Genomic DNA, 20,073 nt, shown 5'->3' with positions numbered 1-20,073 from the left:
GTAACAGAAGCGATGTATTTACAAACTACCCGTATAGCTGACCTGGAAGCCTTTATCTATTAACAGTTCGTAGATATCCTTACCCCGCATACACTGCTTCTTCAGGCCCATAGCACGTTTACGAGCGTTCTTCTCTAAACAGTCGTCTATTAAATCTTTCAGGCTACCGACAATAACACGGCGGCCTCGCCGGGAACTGTTATAATGGGGGGGGATTGTTAATACCGATTCCAGAGAGGATTCAGGATCATCACAGTTTAATGCGGCTTCATACTCGGCTATGACTTTATGAACGGTCTTACGGCTGACATCCAACTCCCTGGCTATAGCCCGTTTACTGTACCCAACCGTGCGGTACATGTGAATAATTGTTTGTTTTTCCACCATTGTTATCATTTTAGCCTCTGTGTTGGTTAATACACAAAGGAATTTATAATGTTAATATTTGTTAGTAAAATGTAGAGCTTTATTAGATGCTCTCACACATTTTACTTAACTGGTGGTATACTTTTAAATTATTTTAGTGGACTACTTTTCAATTATATTATACAGGCGAGAACAAAAAGAAATATATAGCCCCACACGAATTTGAAGCACCGCTTTTGAAATGGGCATTTGAACAAATCGCATCCAGTAATTTCAATACCGAACAGATTTGGAAGATGGTACGGGAAAAAGCCAATGGCAAAGGTCGGTTCAACAAAAACAGTTTTTGGATAGCTGTACGAAACCCGTTGTACTGTGGTAAAATAGTCATTCCTCCCTACAAAGAGGAAAAGGGATATTTAGTGCAAGGGCAACACGAGCCGTTAATCAGTGAAAAGCTGTTTGACGATATACAGGAAATTCTCGATGGTAGAAAAAGGGAAATAAAGCCTAAAATAGTGGCTATGGAAAACCTACCGCTTAGAGGGTTTATTAAATGTCCTAACCCTAATTGTAATAGGATGCTTACAGGGAGTGCATCAAAGGGCAAGATGGGGGTCTACTACAATTACTATCATTGCACTTCCGCCTGCGGAGTACGGTTCAAAGCCGAAACCGCCAATGAGGCTTTCCTAAAGCAATTACGGTATATGTCGCCAAAAGAGGGCATGGTCGAGGTTTTTATCGAAGCCTTTATAAAAGACTTCAATAATAAAACCAAAGCCCAAAACACGGAACGGGCAAATATCATAGGTGAGATTGATGCTTTGAACAAACGCTATCAAAACGCACTTTTAAAGAATGCCGATGGAGAAATGGCAGACGATGATTTCCAAGAAGTAAAGAAATTGACCAAAGGAAAGATTGAGGTTTTAGAAAAGAGATTGAACAACTTGGCAGTAGTGGGAACGGAGATAAAAGACTTGGTAGCTTCTGCCTTAAAAAAGGTCGCAAACATTGATAGACGCTATGAAAACGGCGATATTGAAGAAAAAAGGCTTATAGTGAGTTCGATGTTCCCCGATTTTTTGGAATTTGACGGAACACAACATCGAACTCCGAGACTAAATTCTGCGATTGCTCTTATCTATCAGAATAACAGCAAGTTACAGAGCAAAAAAAATGGGACAAGTCTTTCTTTTTTAGACTTGTCCCTACAGGTGACCCCGGAGGGGCTCGAACCCTCGACCCATTGATTAAGAGTCAATTGCTCTACCAACTGAGCTACGGAGTCTTTTTGGTAGGTGCAAAAGTATAATAATTATTCTTTTTAAGGAAATTAATCTCTAAAAAATATTCTTCATATGGATTATTTTATCCCGGTTTTGTCAAAATATATAGGTATTTGAATGAAATTACATACCTGTTTATGCCCTTAAACGGTATTTTTGTATCATGTAATAGTCTGAATTTACCTTAAAATATAAAACAGGGGAAAAACCATGAAATACGTTTCCATATTACTCAGCACGCTATTTTTATTAATTTGCCAGATATCTCACGCGCAAAATAAAACGATAGATTTAAAAGGGCAGTGGCGGTTTCAGATAGACAGGTCTGATATAGGGGAGAAAGAGAAATGGTTTAGTAAAAAACTAAACGATAATATCTATTTGCCGGGCTCCATGACCGAAAATCACAAAGGAGACGATGTCACGCTCACAACGCAATGGACAGCCAGTATATACGACAGTTCGTTTTTCTTCAATCCGCGGTTGGAAAAATTCCGTAAACCGGACAACCTTAAACTTCCGTTTTGGCTTACTCCTGTAAAATATTATGTGGGTGCGGCATGGTATCAGAAAGATATGATTATTCCGGCAGATTGGAAGGGAGAACGGATTACTTTGTTTTTGGAGCGTCCACATACGGAATCCCGCCTATGGATCAATGAAAAAGAAGTCGGTATGGATAACTCTCTTTCCGTTCCTCATATTTTTGATATCAGCAAATTTCTTAAAACAGGAAGTAATACTATTACTTTACGCATCGACAATCGTACAAAAGATATAGATGTCGGCAAAGATTCACACAGTATAACCGACCAGACACAAGGAAATTGGAACGGAATAGTAGGCAAACTGGAACTGCAATCCACACCTGTGACTTATATAGACGATATACAAATATATCCCGACCTGAAAAATAAGAAAGTATTGGTAAAACTCACCATCATAGGTCAGTCATCAGGTCAGATAACACTTAAAGCGCAAAGTTACAACGGAGAGAAAGTACATACGGTAGAGCCGGTTTTACAAAATTATACAGCTAGAAGTAAATCTACAAAGATGGAACTTGAACTGTCGATGGGCGATGATATGCTTAGCTGGAACGAGTTTCATCCCAATTTGTATAAATTATCCGTTTCGTTAAAAACGTCGAAAGGAACAGATACAAAAGAAGTCCGCTTTGGTATGCGTGAGTTTACGGTAGAAGGGAAATATTTCTATGTAAATGGCCGGAAGACCATGCTTCGCGGGACTGTCGAAAATTGTGTTTTTCCCCTTACAGGCTATGCTCCTATGGATGTGGAGTCTTGGGAAAGGGTTTTCCGTATTTGCCGTAGTTTCGGGCTTAATCATATGCGTTTCCATTCATTCTGTCCCCCCGAAGCAGCAATGGAAGCTGCCGATTTAACCGGCTTTTATTTGCAACCCGAAGGCCCTAGCTGGCCTAATCATGGCTCGTCTTTAGGCGACGGTCGTCCAGTAGATGATTATCTGTGGAAAGAGGCCGAGCGTATAGTGAAACAATATGGCAATTACCCTTCATTCTGCATGTTTGCTATAGGCAATGAACCCCGAGGGCGTTGGGTGCCATGGGTAAGTAAGTTTGTCGATTATTGGAAAGAAACGGATACGAGACGTGTTTACACAGGTGCTTCGGTGGGGAATAGCTGGGCATGGCAGCCTCGCAATCAGTTTCATGTGAAAGCAGGGGCCAGAGGGCTTGCATGGGATAATCAACCGGAATCGAATTCGGATTACTTATCGCGTATAGACACTGTAAAACAGCCCTATGTGTCGCATGAAACAGGGCAATGGTGCGTATTTCCCGACTTTTCGGAGATAAAGAAATATACAGGGGTAATGCGTGCCCGTAACTTTGAACTGTTCCGTGAAGATTTGTCCGACAGGCACATGGGAGATTTAGCCCATGATTTCCTGATGGCTTCGGGTAAATTACAGGCATTATGTTATAAACACGAAATAGAAAAGACATTGCGTACTCCCGAATATGCAGGATTTCAGTTATTAAGCCTGAATGATTACTCGGGGCAGGGTACCGCTCTGGTTGGTGTATTAAATGCTTTCTGGGAAGAAAAAGGATATATCGATGCCGGCGAATTCCGTAAGTTTTGTGCGCCTACCGTCTTATTGTCCCGCATGGATAAATTTACATTTAAAAATGACGAGACAATGACCGCCCGTATCGAGGTCGCTCATTTTGGAGAAAATGTATTGAGACAACAATCGGTCAAATGGCGTATAACGGATACTTACGGGAAAACACTGGCGAAAGGGAAACTTCCGCCCAAAGATGTTCAGATAGGCAACTGTCAGCAGTTGGGCACAGTCTCTTTTGCACTTCAATCAATCGATAAAGCACAGAAACTAAATCTTGAGATATCGTTCGATTGTACGGATGTTTCCAATAATTGGGATTTCTGGGTATATCCGGCACAGTTACCGGAAGCGGATACTTCGGATATATACATAACCAACCTGATAGACGGACAAACAAAAAGCGTATTGGATAAAGGAGGTAAAGTCCTCCTGCTTTTAGCCGGAAAAGTAGAACAGGGCAAAGACGTCGTACAATATATGACCCCTTCGTTCTGGAATACTTCATGGTTCAAAATGCGCCCGCCGCATACAGAGGGTTCATTGATAAATAATTATCATCCTGTATTTAAAGATTTTCCTACAGACTTCTATACCGGATTGCAGTGGTGGGAGCTGGTGCAAAAAGGGCAGGTAATGGAGATGAATAATTTCCCTGCCGGTTTCCAGCCGATCATTCAGCCGATCGATACCTGGTTTGTCAACCGTAAATTAGGTACATTGTTTGAAGCCAACGTAGGTAATGGTAAAATAATGGTATGCAGTGCCGATATTACGACCGAACCGGATAAGCGTATTGTAGCAAGGCAGTTGTATTATTCGATAATAAACTATATGAATACAATTCATTTTGTACCCGAAAATTCAGTACAACTGTCAATTATAGAGGACTTGTTGAGGAATGAAGGCGAGCGTATCAATACACATACAACAGATGCTCCGGATGAGTTGAAAAATATTATAAGATAATAGCATGAAGAAAATATTAGCAGTCGTTTTACTGTTGACAACATTCATAAATTGTACTCAGGATAAAGTCATAACCGACTGGCCCGAAGTAACAAAAGAAGCAAAGCCGTGGACCCGTTGGTGGTGGATGGGGAGCGATGTAGATTCTGTGAATCTAACTTACAATCTAGAGGAGATGGGTAGGGCCGGAATCGGGGGTGTGGAAATTACCCCTATCTATGGAGTCAAAGCCCGTGAAAGCCATTACATCGATTATCTGACTCCAAAATGGATGCAAATGTTAGCTTTTACCGAATCGGAAGCCAACCGTTTGGGGATGGCGGCAGATATGAATATGGGCACGGGATGGCCGTTCGGAGGGCCTGATATTACAATGGAGGATGCTGCTACCAAAGCAATCTTTCAGCAATATGAGCTGAAAGGAGGACAGGAACTGAAAAAATCTGTTCAGATAAAGGATGATAAGCAAAAGGAAGTTGCTTATCTGAGCAAACTGATCGCTTATTCTTCAAAAGGAGAAAAACTGGATATAACCGACAAAGTAGGCTCTGACGGAAAACTGATGTGGATAGCACCTGCAGGTGATAATTGCAAACTGGTTGCTTTGTTTATAGGGAAAACATTCCAGCAGGTAAAACGTGCTGCCCCCGGCGGACAGGGATACGTTCTTAACCACTTTGATGCAGATGCGGTACAACGCTATTTAGGTAAGTTTGACAAGGCTTTTACTGATAATAAGGTATCATTTCCGCATAGCTTTTTCAACGATTCGTATGAAGTATATGGCGGGGATTGGACACCGGATCTACTTGATCAGTTCGAGCGAAGGCGTGGATATAAACTACAGGATTATTTTCCCGAATTGCTGGCAGATGGAGCGACAGATATCTCTGCACGTGTCATTTGCGATTACCGTGAAACTGTAGGCGACATGTTGCGGGAAAACTTTACTCAGGCATGGACTACCTGGGCACATTCACGCAATACGACTACTAAGAATCAGGCTCACGGGTCACCTGCGAACTTGCTGGATTTGTATGCCGCGGTGGATATTCCCGAATGTGAATCTTTCGGTATCACCGATTTTGATATTCCTTATCTGCGAAAAGATTCCATACGTAAACAGAACGATGGAGATCCTACCACACTGAAGTACGCGTCTTCGGCTGCTCATATAACAGGAAAGAAATACACTTCTTCCGAAACATTTACCTGGCTGACAGAGCATTTTCGCACATCCTTATCGCAGTGTAAGCCGGAGATCGACCAGATGTTTACATCAGGTGTAAACCATGTATACTTTCATGGCTCTACCTATTCGCCGAAAGATGCGGCATGGCCGGGCTGGAAATTTTACGCTTCGGTGGATATGTCTCCGACGAATTCTATCTGGTGCGATGCTCCTGCGTTTTTCAGCTATATAACAAGGATACAGTCGTTCTTACAGGAAGGGACTCCGGATAACGACTTCTTATTGTATTTGCCAATGTATGATATTTGGAAAGGGCAACGCGGAAATTATTTTACCACCTTTGCCATACATGGAATGCGCGACCGTCTTCCTGATTTTTGCGGGGCTGTGGAACAAATAATGGCTAATGGCTATGATCTGGACTATATTTCGGATCGTTTTATACAAACAACCACCATAGAAAACGGATTGCTGAAGACTGTGGGTGGGGCAACATATAAAGCCCTAATACTTCCGGCAGCAAAACTGATCCCGCTTGAAACACTGACCCGGATTCAGAAACTGGCGGAACAAGGCGCTACGGTAATTTTTGCCGAACAATATCCTTCCGATGTTCCGGGATTATCCAATCTGGAAGAAAGGAGAGCAAAGTTCTCTTCGGTATTGAAGTCGTTCCCGGTTATAAGTTCATTCGATAAAGTTTCTGTGAATGCCTTAGGGAAAGGAAAAATCATTACAGGAAATGATTATGGGAAAATATTATTGGAATGCCATATCAACAAAGAAATGTTTGTGTCTGAACTTGGCGGGCAACTTATTCGCCGCAAGAACGTTACCGGATATCACTATTTCTTTACTATGCTGAAAAATAAACGTGTAGACGACTGGGTAACTTTGGGTGTAGATGCAGAAAGTGCTATGTTCTTTGATCCGATGACAGGCCAAAGGGGCAAGGCGGCTATAAGAAAGCGGAATGGAAAAACAGAAGTTTACATGCAGTTGCAACCCGGGGAATCCATTATCCTGAAAACATTTACTAACGCCAAAATAACAACGGATAATTGGGATTATTACCAACAGACAGGGAATCAAACGGAACTGAAAGACGGATGGGAGATGAACTTCGTAGAAAGTGAGCCTGCCATTGATGAAACCTTCAAATTACAAACATTAGGCTCATGGACAGAACTGGATAATGACGAACTTAAAAAGAATATGGGGACTGCCCGATACACAATAAAATTCAATTTTAAGAAATCTATAAACCAAGATTACCGTTTGTGTTTGGGCGATGTCCGTGAAAGTGCAAGGGTATGCGTGAATGGGAAAGATGCAGGCACGCTGTTCGCCGTACCATTCGAAACAAATATCGGGCAATTGCTTATCAACGGGGAGAATACTTTGGAGATTGAAGTTACCAACCTGCCTGCCAACCGTATTTCCGACTATGATAAGCGGGGTGTTGAATGGCGCATATTTCAGGAAATAAACTTTGTAAGCATCACTTATAAAGATGTGCGTTTCGATACGTGGAATCCTGTTCCGTCAGGATTATTAGGTCCGGTAGTAATAAAAGAATTAAGAAAAATACAACCATGAAGAAGACGTTTTTATTGACCTTCCTTTTGCTTTTAAGGCTTGGCCTCACAGCCCAAAATCCGGATAGGTTTAATCCGAAAGACCTTACGATAGTGGGGACTTATTATTATCCCGAACATTGGGACGAATCGCAATGGGAGCGTGACCTGAAACAAATAAAGGAGCTCGGCTTCGATTTTGTGCATTATGCCGAATTTGCATGGGCGCAGCTCGAACCGGAAGAAGGTGTATATGATTTTGCATGGCTCGACAAGGCTGTAGATATTGCCGATAAAAACGGATTGAAAGTGATTATGTGTACATCCACGGCTACCCCTCCCGTATGGCTTGTACGCCAGCATCCCGATGTGCTGATAGAACATGAAGACGGTACGAAGATGGATCACGGTGCACGTCAGCACCCCTCGGTTTCCAATAATTTCTATCGGGAATATTCAATGAAGATGATAGAGAAACTGGCGCAGCATTACGGGAATGACAAACGTATAATGGGTTGGCAACTCGACAACGAACCACGTCCGGCACAGGATTACGGAAAAGATGCACAGCAACGGTTTCGTGATTATGTGAAGGCTAAATATCAGACTATAGAAGCCGTAAATAAGGCTTGGGGTACCGCATTCTGGAGTCAGGTATATTCCGGTTTTTCGGAGATAAATATTCCCCGTTTATCACAGATGTTTATGAATTCTCATCAAATACTCGACTACCATCGTTTTACAACAGACGAAATGGCTGGTTTTCTGGATGAGCAGGCGGTACTTATACGTAAATATGCGAGTCCCCAACAATGGATTACTACTAATTACATCCCCGAATATAGTGATGGACATTTGAGGAAAAGCAATGGGCTGGACTTCCACTCCTATACCCGCTATATGGTATTCGGTGAAGATTATGGTATCGGGCGCAAAGGTTATCGTTTAGGGCCGGTGGAAAGAATAGCAAAGGCTAATGACTTTTTCCGCACTATAGACGAGGTGTATGGCGTGATGGAACTGCAACCCGGACAGGTGAACTGGGGCAAGATAAACTCGCAACCATTACCCGGTGCTATCAGGCTGTGGCTGTGGCATGTATTCGCAGGGGGAAGCAAGTTTACATGTACTTACCGTTACCGTCAGCCGATATACGGGACAGAACTTTACCACTATGGTATTGTGGGCCCGGATGGCGTGACACCTACCAAAAGCGGATTGGAATATTCCCGGTTTATAAAAGAGATCGCACAGTTGCGCAAAGAATATAAAGGAGATACGAAAAATCCTGATAGTTATGAAAAACGCCGTACCGCTATTCTTTATAACCATGAGAATGCATGGGAGATGCAGCGAAACAGACAGACAACCGAATGGGACACTGAAAAGCATATAGACAAGTATTACAATGCATTGAAGAATTTCGGGGCACCTGTGGATTTTATAGATGAACGAAATGACTTTTCAGAATATAATGTAATGATCGCTCCCGCATATGAGATGGTGGACCGGGAACTGGTGCTACGTTGGCGGAACTATGTGGAGCAAGGTGGAAATCTGGTCTTAACGAGTCGCACTGGTCATAAATCACGCAACGGACAATTGTTTGAGGCTCCTTTTGGTGAACCTATCTATTCTTTGATAGGAGCAAAGATAGACTTTTATGATTTGCTGCAACCCCGCACTCCCGACCAGATAGCATTCGACGGCCGGAAATATGACTGGACAAGTTGGGGCGAAATATTGGTTCCCGAAGTAAATACAGAAACATGGGCTACATATGAGGGCGATTTTTATGAAGGAAGTCCTGCAATCATCTTTCATCGTTTGGGTAAAGGCACAGTCACTTATGTAGGTGTGGATTCTCAAAATGAGCAGATGGAAAAAGCTGTTTTGAAAAAACTGTATGGCATTTTAAATATTACATTAGCGGATTTGCCTGAGGGATTGCATATCGAATATCGTGACGGTTTTGGAATTGCAGTGAACTATGCGGACAAGACATACTCGCTGCCTTTGCCTGCAAACACAAAATATGTGATTGGCAGTAAGGATATTCCTACGGCGGGAGTATCAGTATGGAAGAAATGATACAATAATCTACTCAGAATATAAAACGGAAATATGAAAAAATATCTATTAGTCTTCTTCATCATAGTTTCAGTTTTAGGTTTTAAAACTGTGGACAGACCAATAACTATATTTATAGCGGGAGATTCTACTGCACAGACTTATAATGAAGAGAAAGATGGCCTGATAAAAGGATGGGGGCAGATGTTACCTTTGCTTTTCTCTGACAATGTAAAGGTTGTAAATCATGCTATGGGAGGCCGCAGCACCAAGACATTTATAAGTGAAGGCCGCTGGGACAGGTTATTGTCGGAGGTAAAAGCCGGGGATTACGTTTTTATCCAGTTTGGACATAATGATGCATCTACCCGTCCGGACCGGCATGCATCGTATGATGACTATCGGAAGAATCTCGTTAGGATGGTTGAGGATGTAAAAGCTAAGGGTGGTAATCCTGTATTGCTGACATCCGTTGTAATGCGCACTTTTAGGGATGGCTCGCTTATCGATGACCGTTTGAAAGGATATCCTGTAATCACTCGCCGGATAGCTAAAGAATATGATGTGCCGATGATAGATATAAATCTCAAGACACGTGATTTTGTTACGATGCTGGGAGATGAGGACTCCAAACCTTATTATCGTTGGGTGGAGCCTGGAATAGATCATGCGAAGCCTGAAGGGTTGAAAGATGATACGCATATGATGGAAAAGGGAGCGAAGCAGATTGCCTGTTTTGTGGCAGAGGGTATAAAGGAATTGAATTTGCAGGGATTGAGTGAATATGTGAGATTAAATAATGATTGATATATTTAATGTTCTATTTTTTCTAACGCGCCAGCCGGCTTGTATTTGGCTCCGCCGATTTGGCTAACGCCGATTTTCAATTCCGCTTCGCTCCAATTCATTTTGCCTTGATGCAAAACGAAACAAAAAATCAAGGCTGCATCCCCTCGGCGACCCAAAACCGCAGTTTCGGTGGGGCAAAATAATACGGAATCATTTATAGCCGGATTATCAGCCGTGTATAGCAACTACCGTATTTTGCCCTACACCTCCGCTTTGCGGATTGGGTACCCCGCCTGAGGGACGAGGCCGGAATCGCGATGCGGCGACAGGACAGAGTCTCTTCAGGCTTTAGCCCCACGTGCGTCAGCCGACTCGTAACTCGTAACTGCCCACGGGGCGTAGTAACTTGTAACTAAAAATAGAACATTTTTATACAATAATAACTCTATTATAGAACTAAAAAGAACAGAGAAAAATGAAGAAATTAATTAACCTTATTCTATTACCACTACTTCTTTTCTCCTGTGTAGGAAAGCAACAAACGATAGAAGTCGAAGTCGCAAAACCTGTATATTTATTCTCTTATTTCAAAGGAAATGGAGACGGCTTGCATCTGGCATATAGCAAAGACGGGATGAAGTGGGAAATATTGAATAACGACTCCATTTACCTGAAACCTGAAATTGGGAAAGACAAGCTGATGCGTGACCCAAGTATAGTTGAGGATGAAGAAGGTACCTTCCATATGGTATGGACATCGGGCTGGTGGGATCAGGGTATCGGTTATGCATCGTCCAAAGATTTGAAAACATGGTCGCGACAAATGAATATTCCGGTTATGGAAAAGTTTGAAGGAACGAAGAATACATGGGCACCGGAACTATTCTATGATAAGAAAGACAAGACTTTCTATATCTTTTGGGCCTCGACTATACCCGGTGCGTTTCCGGATCTGCCTACTTCCGAAAGCGAGAAGGGATTGAATCACAGGCAATATTATGTAACCACTAAGGATTTCAAAACGTTCAGTGATACCAAGCTGTTTTTTGAACCCAGGTTCAGTGTAATTGACGGAGCGATACTGGATAAGGACGGGATTTATTATCTTTTTGTAAAGAATGAAAATTCAAGTCCGGCAGAAAAGAATATCCGTGTAGTATCCAATGATGAACCTTTCGGTTTTCCTGCTACGGTGTCGGAACCTATTACAGGCGATTATTGGGCGGAAGGGCCTGCGCCGCTACAAGTTGGAGAATATGTGTATGTGTATTTTGATAAATACAGGGATCATAAATATGGGGCGGTAAGGTCGAAAGATATGAAAGTATGGGCGGATGTTTCCGATTCGATTGTTTTTCCTGCAGGAGTACGGCATGGTACAGCTTTTACCGTTTCTGAAGACATATTGAGTGGCTTATTAGAGTAATTATATTATAAAACTTTATCTATATATAGCTTTTAGCCGTTAGCTAATAGCTATTAGTTCTTTGAAAAAATTAATTAGCAAATGAGAGGAAAGGTGTAACCTTTGTTACCTTTTAACAAGTAATGAGTTTTAAGTACTAAGTTGAAAGAACTGTATTTCTGTTTACGGTAAAGTCACTTATGTGATAACTTAAGCTAGCGGCTATCAGCTAAAAGCTGAAATATGTGTAACCTTTGTTACCTTTTACGAAAAGTTGTAGGGGTAATCCCTTGTGGTTGCCCATTTGTCACATAACGGGCGAAAGATGTTTGGCTCCGCCGATTTTCAATTCACCCCTACAAAAGCACATAAATGTGTTACCTTTGTTACTTTTTGTGCTGGAAGTGACAGAGGTAATATAGTATAAAAAGTGTTACTTTTGTTACCTTTTAGCATTCGTAGATTTACTCTTTCTGATTTATCGGTTGACCATATTTCGATGGAGAACATTTATACTGGGCTTTGAAACATTTGCTGAAATAGAACGGATCATCAAAGCCTACCTTGTAAGATATTTCGGATACAGTAAGGTCTCCCTGTAAGAGGAGTTCGGCAGCCCGTTTCAACCGCTTTATCTTTATGAGTTCGTTGGGCGAAAGTCCGGTTATGCCTTTCACCTTTTTATAGAAAATGGTACGTCTTTGTTTCGCTAATTCGGCGAACTTATCTACAGAAAACTCTGTGTCGGCAAGATGTTCTTCCAGTATTTTATCTATCAGGTTGAAGAATTCTTTATCCTTGTCTGTAGATGTAATCAGGTTACCATCGAGAACATACTCATTCGAAAAACGTTTTTTCAGTTGTTCCCGTTGTTCAATGAGTTTAAACACTCTGGTTACAAGATATTTCAGACTGAATGGCTTCATTATATATGCATCGGCCCCGCTCTGGATACCTTCCAGTTGATGTTCTATCGACGAATGCGCCGTTAACAGAATGATAGGAATATGGCAGGTCTGGAAATCCTCTTTCAGTCTTCGTGTCACTTCAAATCCATCCATGGCGGGCATCATTACATCGCAGATAATAAGGTCAGGGTTTATTTCGATTGCTTTCTGTAAACCTTTTTGTCCGTCTTCGGCAACTTCTACCATAAAGTATTTGCTGAATTCATCGATCAGGAAATTGCGGATATCATCGTTGTCGTCAATTATCAGCATCTTATAATTGGAGAGTGTGGAATCGTCTATATCCGGTAACTGGATGTTTTCGGTATTGTCTGATGGATATAGAATCTTGCTGTTACTATCTGTAGGGAGAATACCGGAATGAGTTGGTGTGATGAAATTCTCGCCTTTGTAAGTATCCTTGTTTGCAGATATCTCGACATTGAATATGGAGCCTTGCTCTTCATTATTCTCGTACCAGATTTTGCCCTTATGCACATCGACAAACTCTTTTACCAGAGACAGGCCTACACCCGTTCCGGATGATGAAAAGTTGATTTGCATAAAACGGCTGAAGAGCATATGCTGTTTGTCTTTGTCTACACCTATACCGTTATCTTTCACCTTGAAAAGACATACTTGCTTTTGCCGGTCGATAGAAATTATAAGGTCTATTTGTCCCCCGTTAGGAGTAAACTTGAATGCGTTGGATAGCAGGTTATACAAGATCTTATCTACCTTGCGGCGGTCGATAAACATCTGATATGAGTGGGTATCACTGATAAATGAGTATTCTATTTTCTTCTGATTGGCGGCTTCCTGAAAATTGAAATATATGTCTTTGGAGAACTCAATGATATCGGTATCCTCCAAATCGAGTGTCAATACATTGTTCTGAAGTTTTCGGAATTCTAATAGCTGATCAATAAGCCGGGTGAGTATGACGGAGTTTCTACCCAGAATGTTTATCTGTTTCATCGCATGCGGAGATACACCTGTTTGTTCATTCAGATTTTCTACAGCCCCCCTGATCAGCGTCAGCGGGGTTCTGAACTCGTGGGATATGTTGGTAAAGAAACGTAGTTTATGGTTTGTCAGCTCTTTTTCTAACTTTACGTTATTATTAAGCATATTAAATTTATAGATAAGCTTGAACGCGATGTATAAGAGGAGCATTACTAACAGGCCATAAATAATATAGGCGTACCACGATTTCCAGAAAGGAGGTGCAATAATGATTTCAAGCCGGGTGACTTCTTCATTCCAGATTCCGTCACTGTTTGTCCCTCTTACTTTGAATATATATTTTCCCGGTGAAAGGTTCTTGTAGGTAGCTGTATTATAATGGCTTATTGCGCTCCATTGCTTATCATAGTTTTCCAGCATATAGACGTACCTATTCTTTGCCGGGTCTTTTAATACTAAGGAGGCAAATTCGATGGTGAATGTATTCTGCTTATAGTTTAGGTTTATTTCATCGGAATAGCTTATCGATTGTTTCAGGGGGGAGCCTTTCTTTCCGGCCTCAACTTTGACATCATAAATAAAAAAGTCCGTCAACGTAACAGGCGGGGTATTTTGGTCGGGCACGAACGATTCGGGATTGAAAACGATTAGTCCATCGAGGCTACCCCATAGCATATTACCGTTTTTATAGTGGATATTTGCATTCTCATTGAAATGATTGCCGTATGTTTTCTCAGAAAACTGATAGATTATGAATGTGTTTGTATGCTTATTAAACTTGGTTATCCCACTTTCTGTGCTGATCCACAGATTATGCTCTTTGTCTTCTTGTATACCTGATACGAAATCTCCGGACAAACCGTTTGCAGTAGTATAGGCTATAAAATGTTCATCATATTCTGCGGTAGCTGGAACAAACTTATTTAGTCCGCCTCCGGCAGTACCTATCCAGATGATGCCCTCTCCGTCTTCAAATATCGTCTTTATATCATTGCAGTTAATACCGTTTTTCTTATTCAGATTCATACGGTACGTTTTATAGGCTTTGGGATTCTTTATCAACTCTTCCGGATTGAATAAAATGATGCCGTCACTACTTCCCGCCCATATACGGTCTTTACTATCCTGATATATATATCGTATATAACTACGGTTGCCATCGTCGAAGAAGAAGCGTTTGAATTTAATACCGGCGGGTGTATCTTCTGCGAGGTTTATTCCTCCTCCGAAAGTACCTATCCACATACGGTTTTTATTGTCTTTGCAAATATTGAAAATGGTATTGTAGCTTAGCGAATTGGTATCTGTTTCTATATTCGTGTAGTGAGCTATTTCTTTGTATGTAGCCAGGTCTATGATGTATAAGCCTTTTCCTTTAGTCCCTACCCACATTCTTTTCTTGGAGTCTTCGGTCAAAGTATAAGGATTCATATCTTTATATATACATCTTCCGGCTTCCAGGATGTCTTCATATACATATAAGCTGCCATTCTTAGTTCCTACCCATGTTTTGTCGAATGCATCTGCATATATTGTGCGCACATTGTTGTTTTTACCAATCGAAGTCTCTATCTCAGGACGGACAACCTGTATATCGTAATTGGGTTTGGTAACCTTAATGATACCGGCATATTCACTTCCAATCCATATATTACCATACCTGTCTTCTGTGATGGAAAGGAGATAATCAGATGCCGGACTGTTCTTGTCGGCGCTATACTTATAGTTGTGTAGAGAGTCAGTTTCAGGATTATAGTAAAATAGTCCATTCCCGTATGTCGTAATCCAGATAAAACCTTTAGAATCTATGAATACATTATATCTTTCCAAGTCGATGATTTGAGCAATAGCCGGCGGTATTAGTTCCATCTTTTTTACTTTTCGGCTATTTTGATTATAATACCAGACTATACCTGAATGATTATACATCCAGATACCCTGATTCTTATCGATTATAAACTCGATGTTACCTGCAAGTTGCGGGTCTTTTGCCCACGCAGGCTTGTCAAATAGGTTGGTACTTATGTTATATGAAATAAGACCCGAGGATTTTGTTGATATTAATAGTTCATTATCGGAGAGTCTGGTCACATCGGAATAAACGTCATTAAGTGTTGAATTGGTCGTTTCCTGAAAAGACTTTCGTTTAATATCATATTCGATGATACCCGACTTTTCAGATATGAAGTATATTTTATTATTAAGTTCTATTGCTTTAGTAAAAGAATGTTTGTTGGAAAAGAGAACATCAGTCCTATCTCTCGATATCATGAACAGGCCGGACTCTCCGCCAACCCATATGGTGGCTTTGGAGTCTTCGAAGAGGAACTTGCAGTCTTTCTTATTTTCTGCACTTTTCTCGGTAAGAAATGGTTTTGTTGAGAATCTGCTTCCAGTTTTGCGTATTCGCAAGCAACCATTAGTATTACCCCATAGCCAGATAGTGCCATCCGTAGCTTCATAGTAGTTTATATAATATGCGTTGTTTTCATGGGTGTGGTTTTGCTCCGAATGGTAATTTATGAAGGAGTCGGAGACAGGATTATAACAGCTAAACTCGTTCTTATATGTCTTGATCCATAGGTATCCGTCTTTGTCCTGGAAGACATCTTTTATACGATGATCGATCAGTGAATTAGGATTGTCTAGCTGAGGTTTATAAGCAATAAGGTTATAGCCATCATATCTATTCAGACCATCTAAAGTTCCTGCCCAAATAAAACCTTTTTTATCTTCAAGAATTGCCCGGACAGTATTTTGCGACAGTCCGTCTTTTGTGCTGATTTGTGTAAACTGCAAGTTGTTGTCTTTTACCGGGAACAATTTTACCGGTAAAATAACGAGGAGAATAATAAAGGTTATGGATTTCAATAGATTCATATGGCTAACAATATTTGAAACTCTTTTCAAAAGTACGAAAACTAATGTTTATTCGAAATCGGGTGACTAATAATCTATAAGATTGAACGATTTTACAGTCGTTGCATCTGCTTGTTCTGCGTAATGAGGATTTCTTCTGTTAAATCGTTTTCTGTAGCCAGTTTGTGAAGTCCGTTTTTGTCGTATTATTTCTTGTTTTATTGCAGCAAAAATGAATTTCCATAACTATGAACAAAAATACATTTTCCTGAAAATATGTTAATCTTAGTTTTGCCGTTGATAAATCGAATATGAAAAACATTAGTTCTGGAAATTAAAGTAGAAGAATTAAACACACGAAACTCAATTACCATTTTAAATTAATATTTATGAGGAATTACCATGGAAAACGGCTCTTAAGAGCCAGAGGTATGTTGACATTGATTCTCGTTTTTATGTCAACATTAGTTTTTGCACAGACGAAGACAGTGACCGGTACAGTTATCGATGATCTGGGAGACGGTGTAATCGGTGCTGTAATAACAGTAAAAGGATCAACAAAAGGAACTGTAACTGATCATGATGGGAATTTTACTGTTGTGGCAGGTGCTCAGGACGTACTCAATGTAAAGCTCATCGGCTATATTGAGCAGAATATTACGGTAGGATCACAAACTCACATTAAAATTGTACTTCAGGAAGATACACAAATGCTGGATGAAGTAGTTGTAGTCGGATATGGCACAATGAAAAAAAGTGATGTGACCGGAGCAATGGCCCGTGTAGGAGAAAAGGAAATGAAAGCGATGCCTGTCAAAGATGCACTACAGGCTATGCAGGGAAAGACAGCCGGTGTGGATATTACATCAAATCAGCGTCCCGGACAAACAGGAAGTATCAGGGTGCGGGGAGTTCGTTCTTTGAATGCAGATCAGGGTCCTTTATATGTAGTAGATGGTATGGTCATTCAATCCGGAGGAATAGATAATATAAATCCAAGTGATATTGAGGCTATTGATATATTGAAAGATGCTTCAGCTACGGCTATTTATGGTTCTCGTGGAGCAAACGGGGTGATATTGGTTTCTACTAAACGAGGAAAGAGTGGGTCTCTATCTGTAAACTATTCGGGTTCTGTAACATTTGAGAAAATGTATGATGTAACAGAAAATATGAGTGCATCAGAATGGCTCGATTATGCCCGTCTGGCAAAATACAATATGGGTACATATAAGTCGGCTACACCATCTTATGAAGCCGATTATGCAACATGGGGTTCGGTTGCTGCTTCATGGGCTAATATTGCTGCCGGTTGGACAAACAATAATACCGTTTGGGATGGAAGTAAAGTCGGTAGTTACGACTGGGCTAGCCATGGCAAACAAAATGCTGTTTCTACAGAACATACAATCAGTATATCCGGTGGTGGTGAGAAGTCGCAGGGTTATGGATCTTTTGGTTATTTGGGCCAGGAAGGGACTCAGCCGGGGCAAAAATATGAACGCTTCACAGCAAAAGTAAATTTTGACGCTTCACCTACAAAATGGTTTAAAATGGGGACATCAATTAACGCTTCATGGGGTGATCAGGATTATGGCTATAATTTCGCAAAATCAGTAACCGGAGCCGGAGATTTTTATTCGGCATTACGCGGTATGTTGGCATGGACAACACCTTACGACGAGAATGGCAGCTATATACGAAATCCTGCTGCAGGTGATGTGAATATTATTAATCCGATAAATGAGCTAAAATATACAGTAAATAATAGACAAACCTTTATTGCAAACGGAAGTTTTTACGGACAACTTGACTTTGGCGAAATGTTCGACCCATTGAAAGGTTTAAAATATCGCATTCAATTTGGACCTGAATTTAAGTACTATCGTACAGGCTCTTTTTATGATGCAGAAGGTATAAATGGTGATGGAAACAATACAGCCTCATACAATAACTATCAGACACGTGCATGGACACTTGATAATCTTGTTTATTATGATCGCAATATCGGTATAGATCATAAATTGGGACTTACATTGATGCAATCGGCATCTGCCTATCATTACGAATATGGTACAATGAAAGCTACAGATGTAGCATCCTCTTCCGAACTATGGTACAATCTTTATTCTGGTGGTGCATTAAGCTCTTTTGGCACAGGTCTTACTGAGACTCAGATGACTTCTTATATGGTGCGTGGAAATTATAGCCTTAAAGATAAATATTTGCTGACAGCTTCTGTCCGTTGGGACGGTGCATCTCAATTAGCAGAAGGACATAAGTGGGCCTCTTTCCCTTCTATGGCTTTAGGCTGGCGTATGGAACAAGAGAAGTTTATGCAGAATCTGGATTTTATCAATGCATTGAAACTTCGTTTTGGTGTAGGAACTACCGGTAACTCGGCAATAGGAGCTTATGCTACCAAAGGAGCTATAAATCAGTTATATTATAATTGGGGTACTACTACTTCTTCTCCGGGCTATGTGGCGTCAGACCCATCTCTCAAAGATCCATCAAAAATGGCCAATTCAGAACTGGGCTGGGAAAGAACTACTCAGTACAACTGGGGGTTGGATTATAGTTTCCTGAATAGCAGGATTAATGGTAGTATTGATATTTACTCTACAAAGACAAAAGACTTGTTGATGGCGATGTCTATCCCTTCTCTTACCGGTTATACATCAACTTATGCAAATGTAGGAGAAACTGAAGGATGGGGTATTGATCTTCAATTGAATACTATAAATGTTCAGACTAAGGATTTTACATGGGCGACTAATATTACATGGTCGAAAGACAAAAGTAAGATTAAAGCGCTTGCAAACGGTAGAATTCAGGATTTGAGCAATGCATGGTTTGTAGGAGAAGAAATCGGAGTCTATTATGACTACGTATATGATGGTATATGGAAAACATCGGAAGCCGAGGAAGCTGCTAAATATGGTCGCAAACCCGGGCAAATAAAGGTGAAGGATCTGAATGACGATGGTGCTATCGATGCTAATAACGACAGGCAGATTGTAGGTACTACACGTCCGGAATGGTCGGGAGGTATAATGAATACATTTAATTATAAAAACTTCGAATTGTCTTTCTTCATTTATTCACGTTGGGGTTTTACATTCAGAAGCGGAGCCGTAACTCTTGATGGCCGTTACCAGATGCGTAAAATAGATTATTGGGTGAAAGATACAAATGAGAATGCAAGGTATTACTCTCCGGGATCAAATGGTGAAGCCGCTGATGTTTATAATTCTTCAATGAATTATGAAGATGGTTCATTTATAAAAATGAGAAATATAAGTTTCGGATACAACTTTGCTCCAAAACATCTGAAGAAGCTGGGAATAAATAATCTGAAAGTTTATGGACAACTCATGAATCCATTTACGATATATTCTAAATGCGATTATCTGGATACAGACCTTTCCAGCTATGACAATAATACGACTTCTACAGGTTCGGCAACGACGATAAAAGGGCTTGTATTCGGTGTTAATATTGGTTTTTAATAAAAAAAGAAGAATAA

9 protein-coding genes and 1 tRNA gene are annotated in these 20,073 nt (G+C 40.7%); 7 read left to right on the top strand and 3 right to left on the bottom strand.

Annotated features, from left to right (window positions below; all coding sequences use genetic code 11):
- Nucleotides 1–18: 18 nt before the first annotated feature.
- Entirely contained in the window at nucleotides 19–387 is a 369-nt protein-coding gene (locus tag HMPREF9455_RS11595) for a helix-turn-helix domain-containing protein (protein ID WP_006799887.1), read from the bottom strand.
- Between the two features lie 215 nt (nucleotides 388–602).
- On the opposite strand from HMPREF9455_RS11595, the gene HMPREF9455_RS21075 reads away from it, so the two are divergent.
- Nucleotides 603–1,622, top strand: coding sequence for a recombinase family protein (locus tag HMPREF9455_RS21075; RefSeq protein ID WP_083820964.1), 1,020 nt, complete (start codon nucleotides 603–605; stop codon nucleotides 1,620–1,622).
- Here the strand turns inward: HMPREF9455_RS21075 and HMPREF9455_RS11590 are convergent.
- Nucleotides 1,588–1,660 (bottom strand) — tRNA-Lys (locus HMPREF9455_RS11590). The genes HMPREF9455_RS21075 and HMPREF9455_RS11590 overlap by 35 nt on opposite strands.
- Nucleotides 1,661–1,868: 208 nt before the next feature.
- Here HMPREF9455_RS11590 and HMPREF9455_RS11585 point away from each other — a divergent pair.
- The 5 genes from HMPREF9455_RS11585 (at nucleotide 1,869) to HMPREF9455_RS11565 (ending at nucleotide 11,793) form a co-directional block, all read left to right on the top strand.
- Entirely contained in the window at nucleotides 1,869–4,739 is a 2,871-nt protein-coding gene (locus HMPREF9455_RS11585; RefSeq protein ID WP_006799885.1) for an exo-beta-1,4-galactosidase, read from the top strand.
- Between the two features lie 4 nt (nucleotides 4,740–4,743).
- Entirely contained in the window at nucleotides 4,744–7,530 is a 2,787-nt protein-coding gene (locus HMPREF9455_RS11580) for an alpha-L-rhamnosidase (protein ID WP_006799884.1), read from the top strand.
- Nucleotides 7,527–9,599, top strand: coding sequence for a beta-galactosidase (locus HMPREF9455_RS11575; RefSeq protein ID WP_006799883.1), 2,073 nt, complete (start codon nucleotides 7,527–7,529; stop codon nucleotides 9,597–9,599). The genes HMPREF9455_RS11580 and HMPREF9455_RS11575 overlap by 4 nt, the downstream gene beginning before the upstream one ends.
- 33 nt (nucleotides 9,600–9,632) lie before the next feature.
- Complete coding sequence (locus HMPREF9455_RS11570) at nucleotides 9,633–10,385, top strand: rhamnogalacturonan acetylesterase (RefSeq protein ID WP_006799882.1); 753 nt, start codon at nucleotides 9,633–9,635, stop codon at nucleotides 10,383–10,385.
- A 457-nt stretch (nucleotides 10,386–10,842) separates the two neighbouring features.
- The gene (locus HMPREF9455_RS11565) at nucleotides 10,843–11,793 is read left to right on the top strand and encodes a glycoside hydrolase family 43 protein (RefSeq protein WP_006799881.1); all 951 of its coding nucleotides are present in this window, start codon (nucleotides 10,843–10,845) and stop codon (nucleotides 11,791–11,793) included.
- 443 nt (nucleotides 11,794–12,236) lie between these two features.
- Here the strand turns inward: HMPREF9455_RS11565 and HMPREF9455_RS11560 are convergent, their stop codons facing one another.
- Nucleotides 12,237–16,565, bottom strand: a complete 4,329-nt coding sequence (locus tag HMPREF9455_RS11560; protein ID WP_006799880.1) for a hybrid sensor histidine kinase/response regulator transcription factor — start codon at nucleotides 16,563–16,565, stop codon at nucleotides 12,237–12,239.
- Between the two features lie 326 nt (nucleotides 16,566–16,891).
- Here HMPREF9455_RS11560 and HMPREF9455_RS11555 point away from each other — a divergent pair, with 326 nt between their 5' ends.
- Nucleotides 16,892–20,056, top strand: a complete 3,165-nt coding sequence (locus HMPREF9455_RS11555) for a SusC/RagA family TonB-linked outer membrane protein (protein WP_395858106.1) — start codon at nucleotides 16,892–16,894, stop codon at nucleotides 20,054–20,056.
- The last annotated feature ends 17 nt before the right edge of the window (nucleotides 20,057–20,073 follow it).

Origin of the sequence: Dysgonomonas gadei ATCC BAA-286, from assembly GCF_000213555.1 — a bacterium.
Taxonomy (GTDB): Bacteria; Bacteroidota; Bacteroidia; order Bacteroidales; family Dysgonomonadaceae; genus Dysgonomonas; species Dysgonomonas gadei.
This window is presented reverse-complemented; position numbering and strand designations above follow the sequence as displayed.